Below are 23028 nucleotides of genomic sequence, written 5' to 3' on the forward strand. Positions count from 1 at the left end.
GTCGCGCCCGCTTCGGCCACCAGCTTCGCGCCCCCGTCGACCCGCTCCACCGAGTCGGCGATCAGCCCCTTGATCTCCTTGGCCGCCTGCGCGCTCCTCTGCGCAAGGTTCCTCACCTCGCTCGCGACCACCGCGAAGCCGCGACCCTGCTCGCCCGCACGTGCCGCTTCCACCGCCGCGTTCAGCGCCAGAATGTTCGTCTGGAACGCGATCGAGTCGATCACTCCGATGATGTCCGCGATCTTCCTGCTCGAATCCTGGATGTCGCTCATCGTGCTCACCACACGCTTGACCGTCTCCGCGCCGCGCATCACCGCCTCGTTGCTCTGACGTCCCAGCTCGTTCGCCTTCAGCGCACTTTCCGCGTTCTGCTTCACCGTCGCGTTCAGCTCTTCCATCGAACTGGCCGTCTCCTCCAGCGAACTCGCCTGCTCTTCGGTGCGCGCGCTCAGATCGCTGTTGCCGGCCGATATCTCCCGCGCCGCCGTGTTGATCGCCTCCGTCGAATCCTTGATCCGACCCACTACCTCGCGCAGCTTGTCCACCGTCGTATTCGTGTCTTCCTTCAGCCGACCGAACGTCCCCGCGTAATCGCGCTCGATCTTTTCGGTCAGCACTCCGCGCGAAATGGCGTTCAGCACGCGAGCGGTATCTTCGAGGCCGCCGGCCACGACCGCGACGAGTTCATTCATGCTGACGGCCAGCGACTTGAAGAAGCCCTGCTTGCCCTGGACATCGATGCGGTGGGTGAAGTCGCCGCTGACGGCTGCCGCGATCATGTCTTCCACCTCGCGCTCGACGACCAGTTCCTGCGTGCGTTCGGTCCATTCCGCGACCAGCCCGATGCGCTGTCCGGCATCGTTCAGAATGGGCGTGGTGACGACGTCGAAGGTGCGCGAACCGATGACCAGTTCGCTGTGCTGCACAGTGCCGACTTGTTCGGACTTGCGGACGAATGCGGGGTTGTTGCACAACGAGGCGACATTGCTACCGATGATGCGGTCCACCGAAAACGACGGAACGCTCAGCCTGACGTCATTCTCGATCTCGCGCAGTGTCTTCATCATGGTGCGGTTGGCGTAGATCACGTTGCCGTCCGCATCGGCGATGCGCACGTTGCGGCTCACAAAATCGAGTGCCGTACGCACGCGCAGGTTCTCGGCGGACACTGCATGATCACGATCGATACGCAGTTTCAGGTCTGCCCGCATCTTGTCGAGCGCCTTAAGCAGATGGCCGATCTCGTCCAGCGCGCCGGCGTCGATCGACCGGTCCAGCATGCCGCTCGAAATCGCGTCGGCATGGCGTCCGGCGTCACGCAAGCGCGAAGCGATGCTGCGCCCGAGCCGAATGCTCGGCACGCCGATCGCCAGTGCAACGACCATCACACCGAGGATCACCCACAAGGCCTGATCGAGAATCAGTGCATCGACCTCATCCACATAGATGCCTGAGCCGACGATCCAGCCCCACGGCGCAAAAGCGCGGACATATGAAACCTTGGCCACCGGGTCCGTCGAACCGGGCCGCGGCCACATGTAATCGACGAAGCCGGCTCCATCGGCTTTGGCGACCGCCACCATCTCAAGAAACAGGGCTTTGCCGTTCGGGTCTTTCGATCCGCCCAGATCCTTGCCTTCAAGTTCCGGCTTGGTCGGATGCATTACCATGCGCGGACCGAAGTCATTGATCCAGAAATAATCCTCGCCGTTGTAGCGCAGTGTGCGCAGCGTAGCGATGGCCTGCCGACGCGCCTCGTCCTGCGTGAGCTCGCCGGACACGGCGCGCTTTTCGAAGGATTCGATCACACCCCATGCGGACTCGACCGCAAAACGCGCGGCACTCTTGCGGTCATCCAGCATGTTGTCGCGCATCGCGAACAGCAGCACCGCGGCCAGCGCGACGAAAGCCGCAAGCGACACGGTAACCATCATCATGAGCCGGCGCTGCACGGTCAGGTTGCCGGAGCCAGACGAGACAGTAAATGTCTTTGACATGTTTTGTATTCAGTGCAGGGGGTTTTCGACAAGCGCCATGTCGGACGAAAGCATCAGCCTTTCGATATCGACCACGATGAGCATGCGGTCATCGATCGAGCCGAGTGACTGGATGTAGCGGGTATCGAGGCTGGAGGCGAACTCGGGCGGCTCGCACAGTTGCGCAGGATCGATCGACAGTACGTCGGACACGGCATCGACCACGATGCCGACGACCCGCCCCCCGACATTCAGGATGATCGTGACGGTAAAGGGTGTGTACTCGACGACACCGACACCGAACTTGATCCTCAGATCGACGATCGGAACAATGATGCCGCGCAGATTGATGACACCCTTGATGAAAGGCGGGGAGTGGGCAATGCCCGTCACCGCATCGTAGCCGCGGATCTCCTGCACCTTGAGAATGTCGATGGCGTATTCTTCACCACCGAGCGTGAAGGTCAGGAACTCCTGGGCGTAGCCGCCATCGACGGTACCGCTTTGTTTCGGGTGCGCTGATCGCGCCAGTTGGGTCATTGCATGCTCCGCAGCGTCTATCACTTTGGCTATATCGGCCGGAACCTCGCCTGCCTTGAGGACTTGCAGCGCCCGAAAGCAAACTTATTTGCAAACTAACGATCTGCATCAGACGCCGATGCGACGGGACTGCTCCGCACCGGAGGCAGCCGGACAGCAAGGGACGGGGCCGCGATCGGCGACGCCGGAAACGGAGACTGTGCAACGACTGCCTACGCAGCCACCGCCATGCCGACGCGGGCCGTTTCGACCAGCGCCTGCACGTCAAGGATCAGGCCGACGTGCCCGTCGCCCATGATGGTTGCACCGGAGATGCCCACCACCTTGCGGTAATTGGCTTCCAGGCTCTTGATGACGACCTGGTGCTGTCCGACCAGGGCGTCGACGAACAATGCGATCTTGTCGCCGTCGGATTCCAGCACCACGAGGATGCCGCGCTCCAGATCGGTCGTGCCGCCGGCCAGGCCGAAGGCATCGCGCAGCGTCAGGATGTTCAGGAATTCATTGCGCACCTGCACCAGGCGGGGCACGCCCCCGATGCTCTTGATCATGTCGGCAGCCGGCTGCAGCGACTCGACCACGTAGTTCAGAGGAATGATGTAGGTTTCATCGCCGACCGCGACCGACATACCATCGAGGATGGCGAGCGTCAGCGGCAGTCTTACCGTCATGCGCGTACCGACGCCGGTCATCGAATCAATTTCGACGCGCCCACCCATCGCCGAGATATTGCGCTTGACGACATCCATGCCGACACCGCGCCCCGACACTTCGGTCACCTGATCGGCGGTCGAGAAGCCCGGTTCGAAGATCAGTGCCCACACGTCCTGATCGGTCATCGAATCACTCACCGCCAGCCCGCGCTCGCGCGCTTTGGACAGGATTCGGTCACGACTGAGGCCGGCGCCGTCGTCACCGACTTCGATGACAATATTGCCGCCCTGATGGGAGGCCTTCAGCGTGATCGTGCCTTCTTCCGGCTTGCCGCGCGCAACCCGTACCTCGGGCGTCTCGACACCATGGTCGAGACTGTTTCGCACGAGATGGGTCAGTGGGTCAGCGATGCGTTCGATCAGTCCCTTGTCGAGCTCGGTCGATTCACCCGCCAGCACGAGCCTGACCTTCTTGCCCAGCTTCTGCGACAGGTCGCGCACGACGCGCGGAAAGCGCGAGAACACGGTGGACATCGGCAGCATGCGGATCGACATCACCGACTCCTGCAGGTCGCGCGTGTTGCGTTCGAGTTGCTGCACGCCGCTCATCAGGCGTTCGAACTCGACCGGGTCGAGTTTCGACGCAGCCGACATCAGCATGGCCTGCGTGATCACCAGTTCGCCGACCAGATTGATGATCTGGTCGACCTTGTCCACGCCGACGCGTATCGACGTCTCGGCTGCGGCGGCAGGCTTAACACTGCGCGGCGCAACGGCCTTGGGGGAGTCGCTCGATACCTCGACTGGTGCAATGACCGCGGACTCCGCCAACGTTGCGGCGACCGGCGACACGATCGACAATCCGGCAGCGGCGTCCGGCGTGTCCATGGCAGCCTGCGCGGCAGGCGGCGAATCGAAGAAGCCGTAGGAGGGATCGCCTGCCTCGTCGTTGTCGGCTGTCGGTGCAACGGGATCGGCGTCGAATAATCCGTAACTGTCATCGACCGCGTTTGCCGCGGCTGGCGCAGCCTCGTCGAACAGACCCCACGCGGCATCACCATCGACCGATGATTCGGGCAAGGCGTCGAACAGGCCATACGCATCGTCGGCATCGGTGGCCGGTACGGTCATCGCGAAGCTGTCGGATACGGCGACGAACTCGACCAGCTCGCGCAATGCCTCAGCGTCGACGCGCCCTTCGAATACGCCGTGCCAGCGCCCGTCCGCGCCCAGGGAAAGGTCGAGCAGGCGGCCACCAAGTGCGCCTGCCTCGCGAGCAAGGTTCTCGATCACGCCAGCCACGTCGGCCCGGTCGGAAGAGAGCAGAAAGCTGAAGCGGAAATTCGATTCTTCGGGCGGCGGCGTTGCCGCATCGGGTGCGTCTGCCGGCTCAACTGCATCGGAATACAAGGTCTTCAGCGCAGCGCACACCTGCGCCACCCGCTGCAGATCGGCTTCGCCGATGCCACGGTGTGCCGCCACCAGATCGCGCAGCAGATCGCCGGCTTCAAGAGACGCATTGACCATGTCGGGCGTCATGACGACTTCGTGCTTGCGCACGCGATCGAGCAGGGTTTCGAGCTCGTGGGTGACCTGCGCGAGGTCGTGGAAGCCGAAGGTGCCGGCGCTGCCCTTGATCGAGTGGGCGGCACGGAAGATCGCATTCATCTCCTCGTCATCGATGCTGCCGAGATCGATGTCCAGCAGCATCTGTTCCATGTTCGACAGGTGCTCGGCGGCCTCTTCGAAGAACACCTGGTAGAACTGGCTCAGGTCCATGGTCATGAACGGTCTCCCGATTGCGGATATCGACGCACGTCGCGTGCGCTCAGCCGATCACTTTCTTCACCACCTCGACCAGCTTCTGCGGGTCGAAGGGCTTGACCAGCCAGCCGGTCGCGCCGGCGGCACGACCCTGTGCCTTCATCGCATCGGACGATTCGGTGGTCAGCATCAGGATCGGCGTCGCCTTGTACTGCGCCAGGCTGCGCAGATTGCGGATCAGCGTCAGTCCGTCCATGCGCGGCATGTTCTGGTCGGTCAGCACGAGGTTGACCGATTTCGACTTTGCCTTGTCCAGGCCGTCCTGTCCGTCCACCGCCTCGATCACGTCGTAGCCGGAGCTTTTCAGGGTGAACGCCACCATCTGGCGGATCGACGCCGAATCGTCAATTGCGAGCACAGTCTTTGCCATTACCTATCTCCTTCAGAACAGTTCAATTTCGCCTTCCCGGAAGGCTTGCTGCGCCACCGGGTTCTTGCTGTCGGCAGCTCGAAGCTGTTCCAGCACCTCATCAACCCGTTGGGCATGACTCTCTGTCGCACGCCCCTGCGCCGCAGCCTCACTCAACTCGGATGCCGCCTTCATGACCTCGTCGACATTGCCGATGCGCAACTGAACGTGTCCGATCAGCTGCGACGTCATGTCCTGGAACTGCAGGGATGTCACCGCAGTCGCCACGGCGCTATCGACACGTTCAACCGATTCACCCAGCGTTTCGATCGAGCGCTGACGTCGCTGGTGCAGCGTTTCCAGCCCGCGCACCACGCTTTCGACACGCTGCTTCGAATCGAGCGCAAACGTCATGTCCTGCCCGGCCAGAGCGGCCAGCGCGTGCTCCGTCAATTTCACGTTGGCCTGTACGCGATCGACCAGCGTGACGATTTGCTGGCTGAATTCACTGGTCCGCGACGACAGCGTGCGCACCTCGTCGGCGACCACTGCAAAGCCTCGCCCGGCCTCGCCTGCCCGCGCAGCTTCGATGGCGGCATTCAGGGCCAGCAGATTGGTCTGTTTGGAAATGCCGCCTATTTCGCCGAGCAGCGAACGCACACTTTCGGTTTCGCGCGCAATGCCTTCGGTCAGTTCGACCAGTTCCATGCCCAGCTTGCTGTTCTGCACGACACTGTCGACGACGCGCTGCATCGTGCCCGACGTTTCCTCGACAAAGCTTTCGAAATCGAACTGCCCATCGCCATCGCCGCTGGTCAGTGCGAGCGCGGTTGTGCGTTGACCGGTGGTTTCCGCCTGCATGCTTTGAAAGCTGTCAGTCAGGCCATTGATCGCTTCGTGCAGAAGGGTCTGAACCCGGGACAACTCCTCGGCCATATGGTCGCACTGCGACCTGACCTGAAGCGCACTGCCGGACAGCACGGCGTGGCCCGAATCAGCGTCATGCATGCGCGCGGCCTGAGGCGTGTCGGCAGACGAGGGTTTCACCCGGCTACGCAGCAAGACGATGGACGTGATCGTCCAGATTGTCGCCACGAACAGCCCCAGCGAAAGCACCGGCGCAAGCGCATCGGGTCGAAGTACGACAGCCGGCACCGCACCGAGAACCGTGAGGCTCCATGCGGCGACAAGTGGTATCGAAATGCGGGTCATGGCTTCGAGCATTCGGATTCAGGGTAGGAAGTTGAACGGAGTAACGGCGGACGCGATGAAAACTTGACCCATTCCTTCTTCACGAATCGATGCGGATCAGGGAGCTGCCGGCTCCGCTTCGCCACCGACGAGATTTTCAACGTCGACCGACCTTCCATCGGCGAGGAACAGCTCTTCGGTCTGCTTGTTGAGCACGATGATGCTGATGCGACGGTTGATCGGGTTGTATGGGTCCTCCTTGTCGAATGACACGATGGAGCCCATGCCGACCACGCGCAGTACCTTGTCCGGATCCATGCCGCCGGCGATCAGCTCCCGCCGCGAGGCGTTGGCGCGGTTGGCCGACAGTTCCCAGTTCGAGAAGCCGCCGATGCCGCCGGCGAATGGCGTCGCGTCGGTGTGACCGGACAGGAAGATTCGATTCTCCACCTGGTTCAGGATCAGCCCGATTTCGCGCAGAATGACGGAGGTATAGGGTTGCAGGCGTTCGCTTGCCGAAGCGAACATCGGCCGGTTCTGTTCATCGACGATCTGGATGCGCAGGCCTTCCGAGGTCACATCGAGCACCAGTTGATTACGGAACGGCCGCAGGTCTGGATTGGCTTCGACGCGCGCTTCGATCTGGTTCTTCAGTTCGATCAGCTTGGCGCGTTCGATGCCTTCCGCCCTGGCTTTTGCGTCGTTCTCGGAATCCTTGCTGGCGGTGAGATTGAACGAACGCTTCTTTGCCTCGACCGTGCCGTACTTGACCTGGCCGGTCTGCCGCGTGAGGTCGCGACCGCCGCCCTGGATGATGCTGGAACTGTCACCCGAGCCCGACCCACCCTGCTGGGCGACCTTGAGCGGATTCTCGAAGTATTCGGCGATGCCTTCGAGGTCGCCCTGCGCTGTCGAACCGAGCAGCCACATGAGAAGGAAGAAGGCCATCATCGCCGTCACGAAGTCGGCGTAGGCGATCTTCCACGCGCCGCCGTGCGCGCCGCCGCCGCCTTTCTTGATCTTCTTGACGATGATGGGCTGCTGGGTATCGTCGGACATGGTTCAGTAATCCGGAACGGGTTTCAGGGCGGCGTTGCGCAGTCGTGACAGGGGAGACGCAAGCGGAACGGGGTCGGGCCTATTTGCCCTTGCGGTTCTTCACTTCGTCTTCCAGTTCCTTGAAGCTCGGGCGGTCCGGCGAATAGAGCACCTTGCGGCCGAACTCGATCGCCACCTGCGGCGCATAACCGTTCATGCTGGCGAGCAGAACCACCTTCATGCACTGATAGATCTTGCCGCCCTCTTCCATCTTCTGTTCGAGCTGCGCGGCGATCGGCGCAACGAAGCCGTAGGAAAGCAGAATGCCGAGGAAGGTACCGACCAGTGCGCCGCCGATCATCTTGCCGAGCACCGCCGGCGGCTGGCCGACGGAACCCATCACGTTCACCACGCCCATCACCGCGACGACGATGCCGAAGGCCGGTACGCTGTCGGCGACCTTGGAGACGCAGTGCACGGCCACGTGCTGCTCCGAGTGGTGGGTATCGATCTCGGCATCCATCAGGCTTTCGATCTCGAATGCATTCAGGTTGCCGCCCACCATCATGCGCAGGTAGTCGGTCAGGAAATCGACCGCATGGTGATCGGCGAGGAATTTGGGGTACTTCGAAAAGATCGGGCTGGCTTCGGGGTTCTCGACATCGGCCTCGATGGACATCAGGCCTTCCTTGCGCACCTTGGCAAGGATTTCGTACAGCATCGCCAGCACGTCCACATAGAAGGCCTTGTTGTACGACGATCCCTTGAACACCGACGGCAGGGCCCCCAGCGTGGCCTTGATTGCCGGCATGCCGTTGCCCGCCACGAAGCCGCCGATCATCAGACCGAAAATGGCCACGTATTCGGCCGGCACCCACAGTGCGGCCAGACTGCCATGAAGGGCGTACGTGCCGATCGAGGCGGCAAGAACGATGACGTAGCCAATGATCAGAAACATGGACTTTCCCTGTGTATGACGGATGTTCGGGGCATCAGGTACCCGGTGCCTGTTGGTGTAACGGCACCGCATTGCGAAACTTGATTGTGATTCCCCGACCACCGGCAACCACCGGAAACCCGCACCTGTGGCGACTGCACAAAAAAAAGCCGCCACGGGTTGCCCCGCGGCGGCGAGCCCCTTGCTTTCGCAAGGAGGAGGTCAGACAGGAGAGTAGAACGGGTTGTCAGGCGGCGATCAGGGCCTCGCGCGCGCGCCGCGTCTTGCCGGCGCGTGCCGGGATGTGGCACAAGCCGCAGACGTAGCTTGATTTCGGATCGTAGGCGTGCGCCACGAAATGACCGCCGCAGCAGGTGCAGGGCGTGCGCTGAAGCAGCTTGGCGTCGAAGAAGCGCACCAGTGTCCAGGCGCGGGTCAGGCTCAGCACCTCTTCCATGTCGTGCGTCTGCACATGTTCCTGATACAGGCGGAACGCCTTCACGATGCAGTCGAGCTGCGATCGCTCGGTGTTCTGCTTGAAGAAGGAGAAGAAGGACATGAACAGCGAGGCGTGAATGTTCGGTTGCCAGGTCATGAACCAGTCGGTCGAGAAGGGCAGCATGCCCTTGGGCGGCGAAACACCCTTCACTTCCTTGTACAGCTTGAGCAGACGCTCGCGCGACAGGTGGGTTTCGGCCTCCAGCAACTGCAGGCGTGCGCCGAGCTTGATCAGGTCTGCCGCCAGGGCAATTTCACGACCTTCCGAAACGATGCTTTTGTTCTTCATGACCTTGAACCCCTTGAATCAGGAAACTGCTTCGACCGGCTGGGCGCAGGCCAGAATCGTGGCATGCAGATGGGAGGTCGCTGCATCGCGACCGTGGCTCGACAGCAGGCCCAGCAGGACGCGATCGTCGAAGCGCAGGCGGCACAGCATCATGTTGGCGCTGGCCATCTTCAGGACCTGGGCCGGCGACAGCGACTCGATCATGTCGGCCACTTCTTCGCTGACACCGAGGCGGAACATGGCTGCGTCGCGATCTTCGCGGATCATCTGTTGAGCGAGCATGAGGTAGGCAAGATTCAGTTCCCTGATCTCGTTGAGCAAACCGGTTGTCTTCATCATGCATTCCCTTCAGTCGGCAGGCACCGTGTGTTTCAGCGCATGGGATGCATTCTGCCCAGCAGGGGGCCATTGCCCAATCAGGACAAGACGTAAGTTTATGTACGTGAAGACGAGCGGAATCCTGTAGGAAGTTTTCCTACATCGAGGGACCGGGGTCGGGTTGTCGCGCCGGCCGACGGGCGCGCTGAGCAGGAAATCCGGCTAGATCAAGAGGGTTCCATCCATGATCCGCTTGCTGAGCAGGTCGGCTTCCACCGGCCGCGAGAAGAAATAGCCCTGAAACCGGTCGCACTGCTCGCGCCGCAGGAAACCCAGTTGTTCGGGTGTTTCAACGCCCTCCGCCACCGTCGTGAGACGCAGGCTGCGCGCCAATGAGATGATGACGCGGATGATGGCGGCATCGTCTTCATCATCGTTGATGTCGCGCACGAAGGACTTGTCGATCTTGACGATGTCAATCGGAAAGCGCTTCAGGTATGACAGCGACGAATAGCCGGTACCGAAGTCGTCCATCGAAATGCGCACGCCCATGTTCTTGAGCGCCTTGAGCATGCCGATGGTGGTTTCCGCGTCCTTCATGAGTACCGATTCGGTGATTTCGAGCACCAGCTTCTCGGCCGGGAACCCGGTGTCTTCCAGCGTCGTGCGCACCGTTTCCAGCAGACGCGGCTGGGCGAACTGGACAGCCGACACATTGACCGACATCGACAGGTCCTGCATGCCCTGTTCATGCCACTTCCTGCCCTGCAGGCAGGCTTCGCGCATGACCCAGGCACCGATTTCTACGATCAGACCCGATTCATCGGCCAGCGGAATGAAGCGGTCCGGAGGAATGATGCCGCGCTGTGGGTGACGCCAGCGCAGCAGGGCCTCGACGCCGGACGTACGGCCGGTTACGCCATTGAGTATCGGCTGGTAATTCAGGAACAGCTCGCCGCGCTGCACGGAGTGGCGCAGATGCGTCTCGAGCACCAGCTTCTCGGCCGAACTTGCGCTCATTTCGTGGGCGTAGAAGCTCAGGCCATTGCCGCCGGCACGCTTGGCGCTCGACATCGCCGCCTCGGCATTCATGATCAGCGACTGCGCCTCGCTGCCGTCCTCGGGTGTCATCGCCACGCCAAGCGATGCGGTCAGGAACAATTCCAGTCCGTCCTTGATGACCGGTGAAGCGAACGCTTCCAGCAGCCGGTGCGCGAAGACGCGCGCGTCGTCGCGCGTGGTGCAGGACGGCGCAAATACGCAGAAGCGGTCACCACTCAGACGCGCGATCATCGCGCCCTGGCCCGCACGCTCGATCAGGCGCGACACGACTTCACGCAAGACGACATTGCCGGCGTCATATCCGAAGCTGGTGTTGATGCGAAGGAAGCGGTCGATGTCGATCACCATCAGCGTCGCATGACGCGCTTCGGTGCTGCGACGCGCGGTATCGAGCCAGTCGTCGATCTGGGCGCGCAGCAAGGTCTGGTTAGGCAGCGCCGAAAGCGTGTCGAAGAAGGCCAGCGCATGAATGCGTGCATCGGCCGTCTGCACTGCCCGGCGCGTTTCGACGCCGCGCAGCTCACGTTCGATGACCGGCACCAGACGCGCGATATTGCCCTTCTGGACGTAGTCGGCGACGCCGTTGCGCATGGCCGAAAACGCCATGTGGTCGGAAATCTTTCCGGAGTAGATGATGAACGGAATGTCGCGACCGCTGCGCCGCAGGACTTCCAGCGCGGACGCGGAATCGAAGCCCGGCATCGCATGATCGGAAATCACCAGATCCCACTCGCGCTCCTCGAGGGCGCGTGCGAGCTCGTGCGCACTGTCCACGCGCTCGGAATAGGTTTCGAGACCGCGTGCGCTCAGTTGCGCATTCAGCAGGAAGACGTCGTCTTCATTGTCCTCGACCATCAACACCTTGATGGTTCTGAACCCTCCCATCCTGTCCGAGTGGCGATCCATCAACTTCATTCCAGGTCGTGTGCACGATCAACGAACCTTAACGACGGCAGGAAAGGAGGGAACTTGAGTACCTCGAAACGCGCGGACGGTAAAAATGCCGCTTTTGCCCGGAAATCAGACTCCACTCAACCAGCTGCGCGCACCCGTCCGCGACCGGTGCTTTTGGCGCCAATGAGCGCCTGGTCAGCCAGCGCGAGCAGCGCGTCGGCGTCCGGCATCGGCGAAAGTCGTTCGGCCACGCCGATACTGATCGAGCTTTTCAGGCGCAGCTGGCCGGCCTGCAGCGGCACGGCCGCCACCCCGGCGCAGACACGCTGGGCGCACGCCATGGCCTGTTCCAGCGTGGTATCCGGGCAGATGATCAGAAATTCATCGCCGCCAGTGCGGCACACCACGTCCTGCGCGCGCATGCATTCGCGGATGGCACGTGCCGTCTGTTCCAGCACCTGATCGGCCACGTCGTGCCCATAGGTTTCGTTGATCTGCCGGAAGTAGTCGACGTCGATCAGCATGCACGACAGCGGTCGTTCGCTGCGCAGCGCGATCGCCCATTCCTGACCGATGCGCGCCATCGCGTAGCGCCGGTTCGGGAATCCGGTCAGCGCGTCGGTCAGCGCGACCTCCTGCAGGCGCCGGTTGCTGACGCCCAGTTCGGCCGCGTAGCGGCGGATTTCCTCACGCTCGGCCTCCAGATCCTTCTGCAGCCGGATCAGCCGCTGGCCCGCACGCAGCCGGGCTTCGAGTACGCGCGGCTTGAGCGGCTTCACCATGTAGTCGTCGACACCCGCTTCGAAGGCCTCGACCAGGCGTTCCTCGTCTTCGTGACTGGTCAGCACGATGATGTAGATATTGCGGCCCATGCGGGTCTGACGCAGCGTGCGCGTCAGCTCCAGGCCGTTCATCTCCGGCATCACCCAGTCGACCACCATGATCTGGGGCTGGAATTCGAGCGCGCGTTCCATGCCCACCACGCCGTTCTCGGCACACGTGACCTGATAGCCACCGCGCAGCAGCAGTGCCTGCAGCGTCATGCGGGTGGCGGCATCGTCATCGACCACCAGTGCACGCAGCGCGCCGGGGTCAGGTGCGTCGTTCGCGGCCTCCACCTCGATCGACGCGGGCGCCGGAATGGCCGGTTCGGGCAGTGCGACGTCGTTCAGGTTGGGCAATGCATAGGCATCGACCGGCAGTATCTGCGACCAGTCCTTCCATTCGCGCGCGACCTCATCGCACAGGGTGCTGACCTGATCGGGCAGCCACGACATGCGCGCCGCCAGCGCGCGGGCGATGCCCATGTGCAGCGTGCGCTCCGCCTCGTCGCACAGGCAGGCGGCCTCGACTGCGCGCGCCAGGCCGAGGGCCAGCGTCAGGCTGTATTCGCGCGATTCGGGCTCGCCCTGCACCGACAACGCCGATTCATGACCGAGCACCGCAGCGACGAAAAAGCGCGGCATGCCCCAGTCGGCAAGCATGGCGGCGCTCAATTCGACGTGGGTCATCGCGAACGCCTGCCGCTCGACATCGAGCAGCATTTCCGGCTCGCCGCCACGCACCTCGTCGAGTACGCGCGAATACTGCGCCGGAAACACGCTGGCCAGGCCGAGGGCGCCGATGCCTGACAGCAGACCGACGCTGAAGCTCTCTTCCAGTCCGGCCGAGCGCATCACGGTCATGATCTTCTGCGTGGCGATGGCGCGGATGACCGATCCGGTCCAGAAGCGCGAATACGGAAAACTTCGGCACAAGCCCTTGCCGTTGCTGGAAATCAGCGAAAAGCCCAGGGCCAGATTGCGTACCGCCGCCATGCCGAGCACGGACAGCGCGTCGCGCAGCGCCACGATGGGGCGCATGCCGGGCGCCAGCGTGCCATTGGCCGCACACACAAGGCGGCCGACCAGCGCCGGATCGCCCTGTACGAGGCGAGCCAGCTCGGCCAGCGAGGCGTCACCCCGTTGCGTCATACGCGCAATCGCCAGCGCAATGCCGCGCGGAGAAGGCAATTCGCCGGCCGCCTTGATTTCCTCGAACCGGCTTGTATCAATCAGGTCATTCATCTTTTTGCCATCGTCCAGGCCCGAACGGCGCGCCGTGCGTCCGTTGCAGAATATGCCTCATGGCATCAGCTTACGGCGCGGGAGACACGGTTCTTGAGGGCAAGTGCGCAGGCGACAGGCGGGGCGCTACACTCCGGACTCCTCATTCCGAACAGCCGGTGAACCCATGAAATTCTGCGCTGACTGCGGCAGCAAGGTTGAACAGCGCGTGCCGGCGGGCGACAACCGGCTGCGCCACGTCTGCCCGGCGTGCGGCACCATCCACTACCAGAATCCGCGCATGGTGGTGGGCACACTGCCCGTCTGGGAGGGGCAGGTGCTTCTGTGCAGGCGCGCCATCGAGCCGCGCCTGGGTTACTGGACGCTGCCCGCCGGATTTCTCGAAAACGGCGAAAGCGCAGCCGACGGTGCATTGCGCGAAACGCTTGAGGAGGCCTGCGCGCGGGTCGCATTGATTGCGCCCTACACAATGGTCAGCGTGCCGCAGATCGACCAGATGCACATCCTGTTCCGGGCCGAACTGATCGACACCGATTTTTCGCCCGGCAGCGAATCGCTCGACGTCCGGCTGTTCGACGAGGCGGACATTCCATGGAACGAACTGGCCTTTCGCAGCGTGTCACTGACCCTGCGCACCTTTTTCGACGAGCGGCGCAAGGGCGGTTTCGGCGTGCACCACTTCAGTCTGGACGTACCGGGCCGAAGCTGAAGCTGAAGGTTGCGCCCTGGCCGACCACGCCCTCGGCCGACACATGGCCGCCATGCAGACGGATCACCCGCTGCACGATCGCCAGACCGATGCCGCTGCCGTCGAATTCACGATTGTTGTGCAGGCGCTGGAAAGGCGCGAAAAGTCGACCTACATAGGCCATATCGAAGCCGACACCGTTGTCGCGCACGTAGTACGCCGCCTGGCCCTGCAGCTCTGTTTGCCCGATCTCGATGCGCGGCTGCGCCTGCAGCCGGGTGAATTTCCACGCGTTGCGCAGCAGGTTCTCGAACACGACGCGGGCCAGTCCGGAATCGGTGTCGGCCCACAGACCTTCCGGAATGACCCAGTGGACGTAGCGATCGGGTGCTTCGGCGGTCAGTTCGCGCACCACGTCGCGCGCGATGTCGGACAGATTGGTCAGTGAGCGGTGCACCTCGGCACGCGACACACGCGACAGTTCCAGCAGGTCATCGATCAGTTCGCCCATGCGCTGGCTGTTGCGGCGGATGCGCGACAGATACTCGCGCCCCTGTTCGTCAAGCAGATCGCCGTAATCCTCCACCAGCAGGCGCGAGAAGCCGTCGAGCGCGCGCAGAGGCGCCCTCAGGTCGTGCGACACCGAATAGCTGAACGCCTCCAGTTCGCGGATCGCCGCTTCAAGCGCTGCAGTGCGCGCGCCGACACGTCGCTCCAGCTCGTCGTTGAGTGACTGCACACCCTGTACATGCTCGGCCTGGATGCGCTCGGCGTCGCGTTGTGCGGTCATGTCGCGCCGCACCGAGACGATTCCGTTGAACTGGCCGTCATCGTCGGTCAGCGGAATGACGCTGACTTCGAACACCCGTTCCTCGCCGTCCGGCATGACGAGGCGCTGCTCTTCCCGGTGTGGCTTGCAGGACAGCGCCACCGCTTCGGCGATCTTGTGGTCCTGCTTCAGCACGTCGGCCATCGACGGCAGGTGCGCGGCCAGTTCCTCGCTGGTGGCGCCCAGCCAGGCCATCTTCTTCAGCCAGCGCGTATCGAGCAGCGAGCGGTTGGCCAGCCGCCAGCGCAGGTGCTTGTCCTGCAGCACGATCAGTTCCGGCAGCGCATCGACCAGCGCACGCAGTCTGAATTCCTCCTCGCGCAATGCTTCGCGTGCCTGCATCTCGGCCGTGATGTCCCGACTGACGCCGCGGTAGCCCGAAAAGACGCCCAGCGCGTCGAATACCGGCTCGCCGGATGAGGCCAGATAGCGCCAGCGCGAACCATCGCGGCGACGCGACAGGAAGTCACGGAAGGCGTCGTGGCGCTCCAGCGTCTGGCGCAGCAGGCCCCATGGCAGGGTGAGCGCCTCTTCGCCGACAATCTCCCAGGGTGCGCAACCGTCCAGCTCGGCATCGCCAAAATGCACGCCCGTCAATTGGTCGGGCAGGCGGTGGTAGCGCAGATCTGCGTCGAGTTCCCAGTGCCAGTCGGCCGACAGCAGCGTCAGCGCGCGAAAGTGCGATTCGCGTTCGCGCAGGGCGCGTCGAGCGGCCTGCTTTTCGAACATCGCGGCGCCGATGAACAGCGCGGTCGCGGCCGTCAGCGTGATCAGCCCGTGCAACACGAGAATCTGCACGCCCATCGCGTGTTCGTTCAGCAGCGAGGTACCCCGTGCGGTACCGGCCAGCGCGGTCAGCGATGCGATCAGGAACACCGTCCAGCCGACACGGGGCGGAAAGCGCAACGCGATCCAGATGACCAGCGGCAGCGAGGCATACAGCTGAAGGATCGGTTCCGCGAGCAGGGTGATGCCGAAGAAGGTTGCCGCCAGCATGCCAAGCAGCGTCAGGATGACCAGCACCTGTTCAATCAGCCGACGCGGCGACTGCACCGGCGAGCGATCGGTTGTCCAGGCCAGAAGCGGCAGCATGGACACGACGACGCCCAGCGCGTCGCCGAGCCAGATCGACGCACCAGTATCAAGCCAGCGGGCCGCGGGCAGATCATGCGCCAGCGCCATGCCTAGGGTAGTGGCTGCGGCACTGATGATGGCCACCGCATAGGCCACAGCCAGCAGCTTGAAGGCACCGTCGGTGCGTTCCAGCAGATGCGCCGGTTCGCTGATCAGATGCCGCAGCATGCGCGCCCCCGCCCAGGGCGCGAGTAGCTGTCCGGCCGCGTGCAGCAGGGCCATCGGTACGGGCAGTTGCGCCAGCGCGGTTCCGGCGATGACACCGATCAGGACGCCTGGCAGCGCACGGTTGCCGAAGTGCAGCAGGACGAACAGCGCGAGGCCGATCGGCGCCCACATCGGCGTGATGCCCGATGTGTCGCGCAACTGCAGGTTGGCCGCCACGAGCACGCAGTAACCGATTGCGATCAGGGCATTCAGCGGAAACGGGCCGAGCAGCGGCTGCAGCGAACCGGGCGGCACGACTTCGGCCGCTGGCGTGCTCGCCTGCGTATCCTGTTCGTGCATTGCGTCAACCGGCCGGTTCATGTGATGCACACACCCGCTTGACTATCGCAACAACTGTTTCTAGGTTTCAACGACCGCAGCACAAACTGTCCCTGTGGAGCATGAAAATGGAAAGACGCCACTTCATCGCGACCTGCGGCGCTGCGTGCGGCATGCTAGGGCTGAACCAGCCTGCGCATGCCCGCATCGTGCGAAGCTTTCCTCGCAGCATACTGACCGACAGTGACGGGCAACCGCTGCGTGCAGGCTCGCTTGAGCCGGGCGTCAATTATGTTTTCCAGTGGCCCTACCCGGCCACGCCGTGCTTCCTGCTCGATCTCGGTCAAAAGGTTGCGGGCCGGAAAGACATCCGCACTGCGGATGGCCGCCGCTATGACTGGCCGGGCGGCGTCGGCCGGCGCCAATCGGTTGTCGCCTACTCGGCCATATGCTCGCACAAGCTCACCCATCCCACACGCGACATCAGTTTCATCGCCTATCGCGCTGACGCGACGCCGCACAATGCTCGCACCCGGGTCATCCACTGCTGTTCCGAGCACAGCCAGTTCGATCCGGCTGCCGGCGCGCAGGTGCTCGAAGGCCCTGCCCCGCAACCGCTGGCCGCGATTGTATTGGAGTACTCCGCCGAGCGCGACGAACTGGCTGCGGTCGCCACCCTGGGCGCCGACGTATTCGATCGCTTCTTCAGCACTTTCGGCTTCCGGCTTGCACTGGAACACGGTGGCGACCGCGCCATGCAGCCGGTCGGCGACCGCACGCGCGTAGTTCCGATGGCGGAGTTCTGTCGCCAGCAGGTGCGCTGCTGAACAATCGTCCAGCGCTTCAGCCGGGTGTGCTCGATCGTTCATCCTGTGCGGGGTCGTCCGGTTCGCCGTCAAGTTCCAGTTCCACCGCGAAGCCGTGCGGCGGCAGCTCAACCGACATGATGGCGGTACTCGCCGCTGTCCTGAACGCAGCCAGCACCCGTGCATCCACCGCGTCGTGTCCGCTGCCGCGCACGAGCGAGACCGCGACGACACGACGCGCATGCAGACGCAGCGCGATGGACATGCGCACCCCCGTTGCCTGCAGCAGCGCGCTGTCGCGGGCAACGGAGCGCGCAATCGCATAGCGAAAGGCACGCAGCGAGGATTCCGCAACGACGGGTGACAGCGCGGCGCGGTCCGGCCCGGGTGGTGCTGAGCGGCCGGCAGGGGCGGACAAGGGTGGCGGACGATCGATCGACAGACGGGATTCCGGAGCGACCGACAGGTCTTGCGCAACGGTGACCGTCGCCGCTGCGGGCGCCGCCCGAACGAGCCGCAGTGCGCCGACCAGAGGAGCCGGTCTGTCGGGTATCGAACGCGGCAGTGGAAGCGGCCAGATCAGCAGTCCGTGCAGTACCAGCGAAAGCCCCGATGCGGCCAGCAGCTTCGATGATGGAACACGCCGGCGACGCGGTTGCAAATTCATCTTCCTTTGCTAGAGTACGTGCGCGCTGCGAGCGGAAGGCCGTTAAACTCATCCGGCAAACGATCGCCCGCGCGCAAGTCTGCGTTTCCGCGTTTCCTGCCTGTCAAGCTGGACACCATGGAGGTTGCCAAGGCCGTGTTCCCGTCGATGGAAGAGCACCCACTGCTGAGCTTAGCGCGGGAACACCGCCGGCCGGCACATCCGTGGATACTGACGCTGGATGCCAACGGCGTGCCGCATCGCTGGGTGAGCTGGCAGCACGCCGTGTTCTATCATTCGAAGGATCTGGTGGCCTGGGTCGCCGGCAGCCACGAATTCGAAATCCGCGGCGGCATCAACCGGATGACCGGCGAACAATCCTTCATCCGCACCAACAGCATCATCGCGATCAAGGGTCGCAGCCATGCGCACAAGCTGCAGATGGCCGTGCCGCCGCTGAACAATCGCGAGCTTTTCCACCGCGATCGCTCGATCTGTGCATACTGCGGCGGCGATTTTTCGGCCCAGAAGCTCACGCGCGACCACATCCTGCCGGTGTCGCAGGGCGGCCGGGACCTGTGGATGAATGTGGTCACCTGCTGCCGTCCGTGCAATCAGCGCAAGAGCGGTCGCACGCCCGAACAGGCGCACATGCAGTTGCTCTATGCGCCCTATGTGCCCAACAAGGCCGAGTACCTGATCCTGAGCAACCGCAACATTCTGGTCGACCAGATGGATTTCCTCTCCCAGCACGTGAATGCCAACAGTCGCTGGAAGGCGGCCTAGGGTCTGTACACATCTCATCCGTGCGTCACGCGTGCAGCCAGCGCGTCTCAGGGCGAGGTGAACAGCCCTCAGACCTGCTCGGCGGCCGGCGCACGTCGGCGCGTCTGGCGCGGCAGCAGCAACTGGAATACCGTGCCCTGACCGATCGCGCTCTTGCATGACAGCGAGCCACCGAGCGCCCGGATCTGCGCCAGCGCATGTGCCAGCGTCGGGCGCGCCTGACCTTCGCCGGCAGTCGAAGCGAACAGCGCGGCCACCCGTGCAGCGTCCATGCCGCGGCCGAAATCGCGGATGCGGATTTCCGCGTGCAGCACACCGTTCCAGTTAACCCCGTCCGCACTGCTGACGGCGATGCGCCCGCCGCTGCCGATCTGCTCGGCACTGACCGTGAGCAGCGCGGCCACGATGTCACGCATCGCCGACAGCGGCAGGTGCAGCGGCGGCAGCGCCGAATCAAGGTGAAGTTCGCTCGTGATCGAACGCGCGCGGAACGTCCGCTCGTCGGTCTCGGCCATGATCTGTTCGATCAGCTGGTTGATGTCGGTCCATTGCGCCGCCGCGGTGATGTCCGGCGGGCGGCTTTCGAACTGGTGCAGTACAGTGTCGATGCGGATCACCTGATCGTTGAACACCGAAAGCTCCGATTCCAGCATCGAATCGGCGCCCATCTTCAGGCGCATCGACTTCACCTGGTGCTTCAGCAGACCGAGCGGCGTGTTCAGGTCGGCGCGCAACTGCCGCGAGTGCGCGGCGTACTGCTCGACCATGCTGCTGCGCAGTTCGCCCAGATTGCGTGCCTGTACGCGCTGCGTACGCAGCGCGCGCGCGGTCGCGCCGGCCAGTGCGTCGAGTCCGGCAGCGCGCCTGCGCAGGCCTGAAAGCGCCGAAACAGGCATGCGATGCAGTGCCAGAGCTTCCACCCGGCCGTCGCCGAGCAGCGGCAGCATCAGGCACGCTTCGCCGCGTGCCGGGCGCAGCAGCCGCTGGACGCTGATCGGCAGGCGCGCCGCCTGCCGGGCATCCTCGCAGTACCAGGGCTGCCCGCGCAGCAATTCCTGACCGATGTCGCCCAGCCCCGAATGCGCCAGGTCGAGCTGAATGCGACCCGGTTCGCCGGCTTCGTCGAGCACGGCGAACCGGGTTTCGCCGTGCGCCGGCAGCAGCATCTGCGGCATCGGCAGATCGAGCAGCAGGGAGCCAGCGAGCCGGTAGGCACGCAGCAGGTCGTTGTCAGCTGTGGGTTCCAGCACCTGCGCGAGCAGACCGCTGCGGGCGAGATCGAGCAGCACCGACTGTTGCGGATCAGTACCGTTCGCAGGGTTGAACGAGGCGTCGGGCGAAACCTCGAAGAACGGGCGATAGGGCGCGCCGGCGATCATCGGCGCCATCGGGTCGAGCAGTTGCAGCGCATCCAGACGGGACTGCGTGCGTCGGCAGGCGGTCTGCCAGGCGTCGTTGAGCTGGTCCATCGGCAGCCCGGTCAGCGCATGCGCCAGCGCGGCGTGCTGCATCGCGTCGCCGCTGCCGCCGCCCGACAGTTCTTCGGCCGCGCGCGCGACGCGCAGCAATTCGGGCGCATCGTGGAACAGCGCCGCGTCGGCGTGATGGAAGCGCAAGGCGTCGGCCAGTTCGCCGGCCCACGCCGCCGGCAGCAGATCGGCGGCGAGTTCGGCGTGCGACACACCCAGTTCGGCGGTCTCGAGGCCTGACAGCGCGGACTCGTCATGACCTTGCGCCAGCAGGTTCAGGTACGGCGGGTTGTTCGACAGCAGCGGCATCGCCACATCGAGCAGCAGACCTGCAATGTAGGCCTCGTCGGGGTCACTGCTGCCACCGCGCAGCGAAAGTTCGCGCGCGGTTTCGGCGCTCAGCAGCGAATGTGACCAGTAGCGACGGAATCCGTCCGGCACACCGCCGAGGCGGGACGACCACTCGTGGGTGTCGAGCAAGGCCGCGCGTATCAGGGCTTGCCCGCCTGCATCGATCACCGCATCGATGCGACGCGCTGCGCTCAGGCCATTCGGGTGTTCCAGCGCTTCCGATGCACGCAGCACGCGCAGCACGAGCACCGGATCGGCACTCAGCAATGCCGACAGCGGCTGCGCCTCGCCCTGCGGCGAGCGCAAGCCGAGCGCCGTTCCGGCAATCACCGGAACGGAGGGCGCGCCAGACAGCACGGCACATTCGATCGCGCTTGCAGCGTTGGCTGACATGCTGTGCAGGAAACGGGATACGTCGGGGTGACCCCCGGCGCTGACCTTTTTTGATTGTTTATCGGCCGTTCTGACGGACGGAACCCGGTTGGATAATACCGCAGTGTTTTGCCACAGAACCCGCGCCAACACTGGGAATCATCACATCCCGACCGTTCATTGCAGGTCAGTGTCACCCGTTTCGGCCGCAATCTGAATCCCGGCCTTGAAAATGCCGGAAAGCCGCGAATCTTACAAATCGTTACTGCGGTCTCGCAGCGGGTTTACAGCAGCAGCCGACACTGGCTTCGCTGCCGGAGCATTCCGGCAAATCAGAGGAGTCAGATCATGAAACACCCGAACGCTGTCACGGCCCACCCCCTGCAGGCTGCAACATCCCGCGGCCGCTGGCTGGCTGCGCTCACTGCGGCCGGCGCACTGGCCGCGATGGTTGCCGCCGTTCCGCAGGCTTCCGCCGACGCGGGTGATCAGCGCGCACCGCACGCCATGAAGACCACAGCGCATCACGGCCACGGTCAGATGGAAAAGCGCATGGCGGACCGTGTCGAACGCGTCTTCAGCAAGGTCGGCGCGACCGACGAGCAGAAGGCACGTGCCCGCGAAATTGTCCAGGCCTCGTCAGAACAGATGAAGGCGCTGCGCCCTGCCGATGGCAGCGGTCCGAAGGATATGCTGGCGCTGTTGTCGGCCGAATCGATTGACCGCGACCGGATCGAACAGCTGCGTGCGGCCCGCCATGCGCAGATGGACGAACGTTCGAAGCTGATGACGCGCACGCTGGCCGATCTGGCCGAAGTGCTGACGCCTGAACAGCGCAAAGAGGCGGCGAAATCACTGGCCCGTCTGGGTGGCGGTCACCCGAACCATGGCAGGCACCACGGCAGGCATCATGGCGAGGGCGACGGCCCGCGCGGCGCCGACGGCGCAGTGCGCAGCTGATGACCGGACTGCCGTGGTTCAGACCACGGCAGTTCCGAACAGGCGGGCCAGTTCGGCCCCGGGATCGGTGGCGCGCATGAAGGCTTCGCCGACCAGAAAGGCATGCACGTCGCGGGCCCGCATGGTCGCGACGTGTTCTGCCGTCAGGATGCCGCTTTCGGTTATCACGATGCGCCCGGCCGGAATGCGGTCGAGCTGGGACAGAGTGAAATCGAGCGACACCTCGAAGGTACGCAGGCTGCGGTTGTTGATGCCCATCAACGGCGTATCGAGCTGCAGCGCCAGATCAAGTTCGCCCGCATCGTGACTTTCGACGAGCACCGCCATGCCCAGCTCTCCGGCCAGGGTTTCGAGTGCGCGCATGTCGGCCACCGCTTTCGCCTGCTGCGCGCCATCCGCCTCGCCGGACGACGGCAGGAAGGCGGCCACTATCAGCAGGATGCAGTCGGCACCCATCGCGCGCGCCTCGACCACCTGCCAGGGATCGATGATGAAATCCTTGCGCAGTACCGGCAGCCGGCAGGCAGCACGCGCCTCGACCAGAAACTCGGGTGCGCCCTGGAAATACTGCCGGTCGGTCAGCACCGACAGGCAGGCGGCGCCGCCCGCCTCGTACGAGCGCGCGATCTCGGCCGGCCGGAAGTCGGCGCGCAGCACACCCTTCGACGGACTGGCCTTCTTCACCTCGGCAATCACTGCGGACTGCCGGCGCGCCACGCGATCGCCCAGTGCAGCGACGAAGTTGCGCACCGGCGGCTGGGCCTCGGCCCGGGTGCACAGAGCGTCCAGCGTCTGCACGGCGCGGCCGGCGGCAATTTCTTCCCGCTTGGTGGCGAGGATCTTCTGCAGGATGTCGGACATTTCTT

19 protein-coding genes are annotated in these 23028 nt (G+C 63.9%); 4 read left to right on the forward strand and 15 right to left on the reverse strand.

Going from position 1 to position 23028, the window contains the following annotated elements; translation table 11 throughout:
• The 11 genes from NMQ16_RS09630 to NMQ16_RS09680 form a co-directional block, all read right to left on the reverse strand.
• Nucleotides 1-1997, reverse strand: a 1997-nt coding sequence (locus tag NMQ16_RS09630) for a methyl-accepting chemotaxis protein (RefSeq protein ID WP_257080358.1), incomplete at its 3' end; no start/stop codon positions are given.
• A gap of 9 nt (nt 1998-2006) precedes the next feature.
• A complete protein-coding gene (locus NMQ16_RS09635) occupies nt 2007-2516 on the reverse strand; it encodes a chemotaxis protein CheW (protein ID WP_257080359.1) in 510 nt (169 codons plus the stop codon).
• A gap of 212 nt (nt 2517-2728) precedes the next feature.
• Nucleotides 2729-4954, reverse strand: a complete 2226-nt coding sequence (locus NMQ16_RS09640) for a chemotaxis protein CheW (RefSeq protein WP_257080360.1) — start codon at nt 4952-4954, stop codon at nt 2729-2731.
• Nucleotides 4955-4997: 43 nt separating this feature from the next.
• On the reverse strand, nt 4998-5363 hold the full coding sequence (locus tag NMQ16_RS09645; RefSeq protein WP_069039563.1) for a response regulator: 366 nt from the start codon (nt 5361-5363) through the stop codon (nt 4998-5000).
• 12 nt (nt 5364-5375) lie between these two features.
• Nucleotides 5376-6566 carry a methyl-accepting chemotaxis protein gene (locus NMQ16_RS09650; protein ID WP_257080361.1) on the reverse strand — a complete coding sequence of 397 codons (1191 nt, stop codon included), beginning with the start codon at nt 6564-6566 and terminating at the stop codon, nt 5376-5378.
• Between the two features lie 84 nt (nt 6567-6650).
• The gene (gene motB / locus NMQ16_RS09655; protein ID WP_257080362.1) at nt 6651-7592 is read right to left on the reverse strand and encodes a flagellar motor protein MotB; all 942 of its coding nucleotides are present in this window, start codon (nt 7590-7592) and stop codon (nt 6651-6653) included.
• A gap of 79 nt (nt 7593-7671) precedes the next feature.
• Nucleotides 7672-8529 carry a flagellar motor stator protein MotA gene (gene motA, locus NMQ16_RS09660; protein WP_069039561.1) on the reverse strand — a complete coding sequence of 286 codons (858 nt, stop codon included), beginning with the start codon at nt 8527-8529 and terminating at the stop codon, nt 7672-7674.
• Nucleotides 8530-8755: 226 nt separating this feature from the next.
• Entirely contained in the window at nt 8756-9295 is a 540-nt protein-coding gene (gene flhC / locus NMQ16_RS09665; protein WP_257080363.1) for a flagellar transcriptional regulator FlhC, read from the reverse strand.
• Between the two features lie 18 nt (nt 9296-9313).
• On the reverse strand, nt 9314-9631 hold the full coding sequence (gene flhD, locus NMQ16_RS09670; protein ID WP_257080626.1) for a flagellar transcriptional regulator FlhD: 318 nt from the start codon (nt 9629-9631) through the stop codon (nt 9314-9316).
• Between the two features lie 204 nt (nt 9632-9835).
• Nucleotides 9836-11560: a bifunctional diguanylate cyclase/phosphodiesterase gene (locus NMQ16_RS09675; RefSeq protein ID WP_257080364.1), complete on the reverse strand. Its 1725-nt coding sequence runs from the start codon at nt 11558-11560 to the stop codon at nt 9836-9838.
• 146 nt (nt 11561-11706) lie between these two features.
• Entirely contained in the window at nt 11707-13635 is a 1929-nt protein-coding gene (locus NMQ16_RS09680) for a diguanylate cyclase (protein WP_257080365.1), read from the reverse strand.
• Nucleotides 13636-13801: 166 nt separating this feature from the next.
• On the opposite strand from NMQ16_RS09680, the gene NMQ16_RS09685 reads away from it, so the two are divergent.
• Entirely contained in the window at nt 13802-14344 is a 543-nt protein-coding gene (locus NMQ16_RS09685; protein WP_257080366.1) for an NUDIX hydrolase, read from the forward strand.
• On the opposite strand, the gene NMQ16_RS09690 is transcribed toward NMQ16_RS09685, so the two are convergent.
• Nucleotides 14316-16793 carry an MASE1 domain-containing protein gene (locus tag NMQ16_RS09690; protein WP_257080367.1) on the reverse strand — a complete coding sequence of 826 codons (2478 nt, stop codon included), beginning with the start codon at nt 16791-16793 and terminating at the stop codon, nt 14316-14318. The genes NMQ16_RS09685 and NMQ16_RS09690 overlap by 29 nt on opposite strands.
• Nucleotides 16794-16900: 107 nt before the next feature.
• Between NMQ16_RS09690 and NMQ16_RS09695 the strand changes: the two genes are divergently transcribed.
• Complete coding sequence (locus NMQ16_RS09695) at nt 16901-17599, forward strand: twin-arginine translocation signal domain-containing protein (RefSeq protein WP_257080368.1); 699 nt, start codon at nt 16901-16903, stop codon at nt 17597-17599.
• Nucleotides 17600-17615: 16 nt separating this feature from the next.
• Here NMQ16_RS09695 and NMQ16_RS09700 read toward each other — a convergent pair whose 3' ends face one another.
• Nucleotides 17616-18245: a hypothetical protein gene (locus NMQ16_RS09700; protein WP_257080369.1), complete on the reverse strand. Its 630-nt coding sequence runs from the start codon at nt 18243-18245 to the stop codon at nt 17616-17618.
• Between the two features lie 117 nt (nt 18246-18362).
• Between NMQ16_RS09700 and NMQ16_RS09705 the strand changes: the two genes are divergently transcribed.
• Nucleotides 18363-19010: an HNH endonuclease gene (locus tag NMQ16_RS09705; protein WP_257080370.1), complete on the forward strand. Its 648-nt coding sequence runs from the start codon at nt 18363-18365 to the stop codon at nt 19008-19010.
• Nucleotides 19011-19078: 68 nt separating this feature from the next.
• Here NMQ16_RS09705 and NMQ16_RS09710 read toward each other — a convergent pair whose 3' ends face one another.
• On the reverse strand, nt 19079-21223 hold the full coding sequence (locus tag NMQ16_RS09710; RefSeq protein WP_257080371.1) for an HDOD domain-containing protein: 2145 nt from the start codon (nt 21221-21223) through the stop codon (nt 19079-19081).
• Nucleotides 21224-21550: 327 nt separating this feature from the next.
• Between NMQ16_RS09710 and NMQ16_RS09715 the strand changes: the two genes are divergently transcribed.
• Entirely contained in the window at nt 21551-22162 is a 612-nt protein-coding gene (locus NMQ16_RS09715; protein ID WP_257080372.1) for a Spy/CpxP family protein refolding chaperone, read from the forward strand.
• An 18-nt stretch (nt 22163-22180) separates the two neighbouring features.
• Here NMQ16_RS09715 and trpC read toward each other — a convergent pair whose 3' ends face one another.
• A complete protein-coding gene (trpC, locus tag NMQ16_RS09720; RefSeq protein WP_257080373.1) occupies nt 22181-23023 on the reverse strand; it encodes an indole-3-glycerol phosphate synthase TrpC in 843 nt (280 codons plus the stop codon).
• Nucleotides 23024-23028: the final 5 nt, after the last annotated feature.

The sequence above is a fragment of the Methyloversatilis sp. XJ19-49 genome, assembly GCF_024580145.1.
Taxonomy (GTDB): domain Bacteria; phylum Pseudomonadota; class Gammaproteobacteria; order Burkholderiales; family Rhodocyclaceae; genus Methyloversatilis.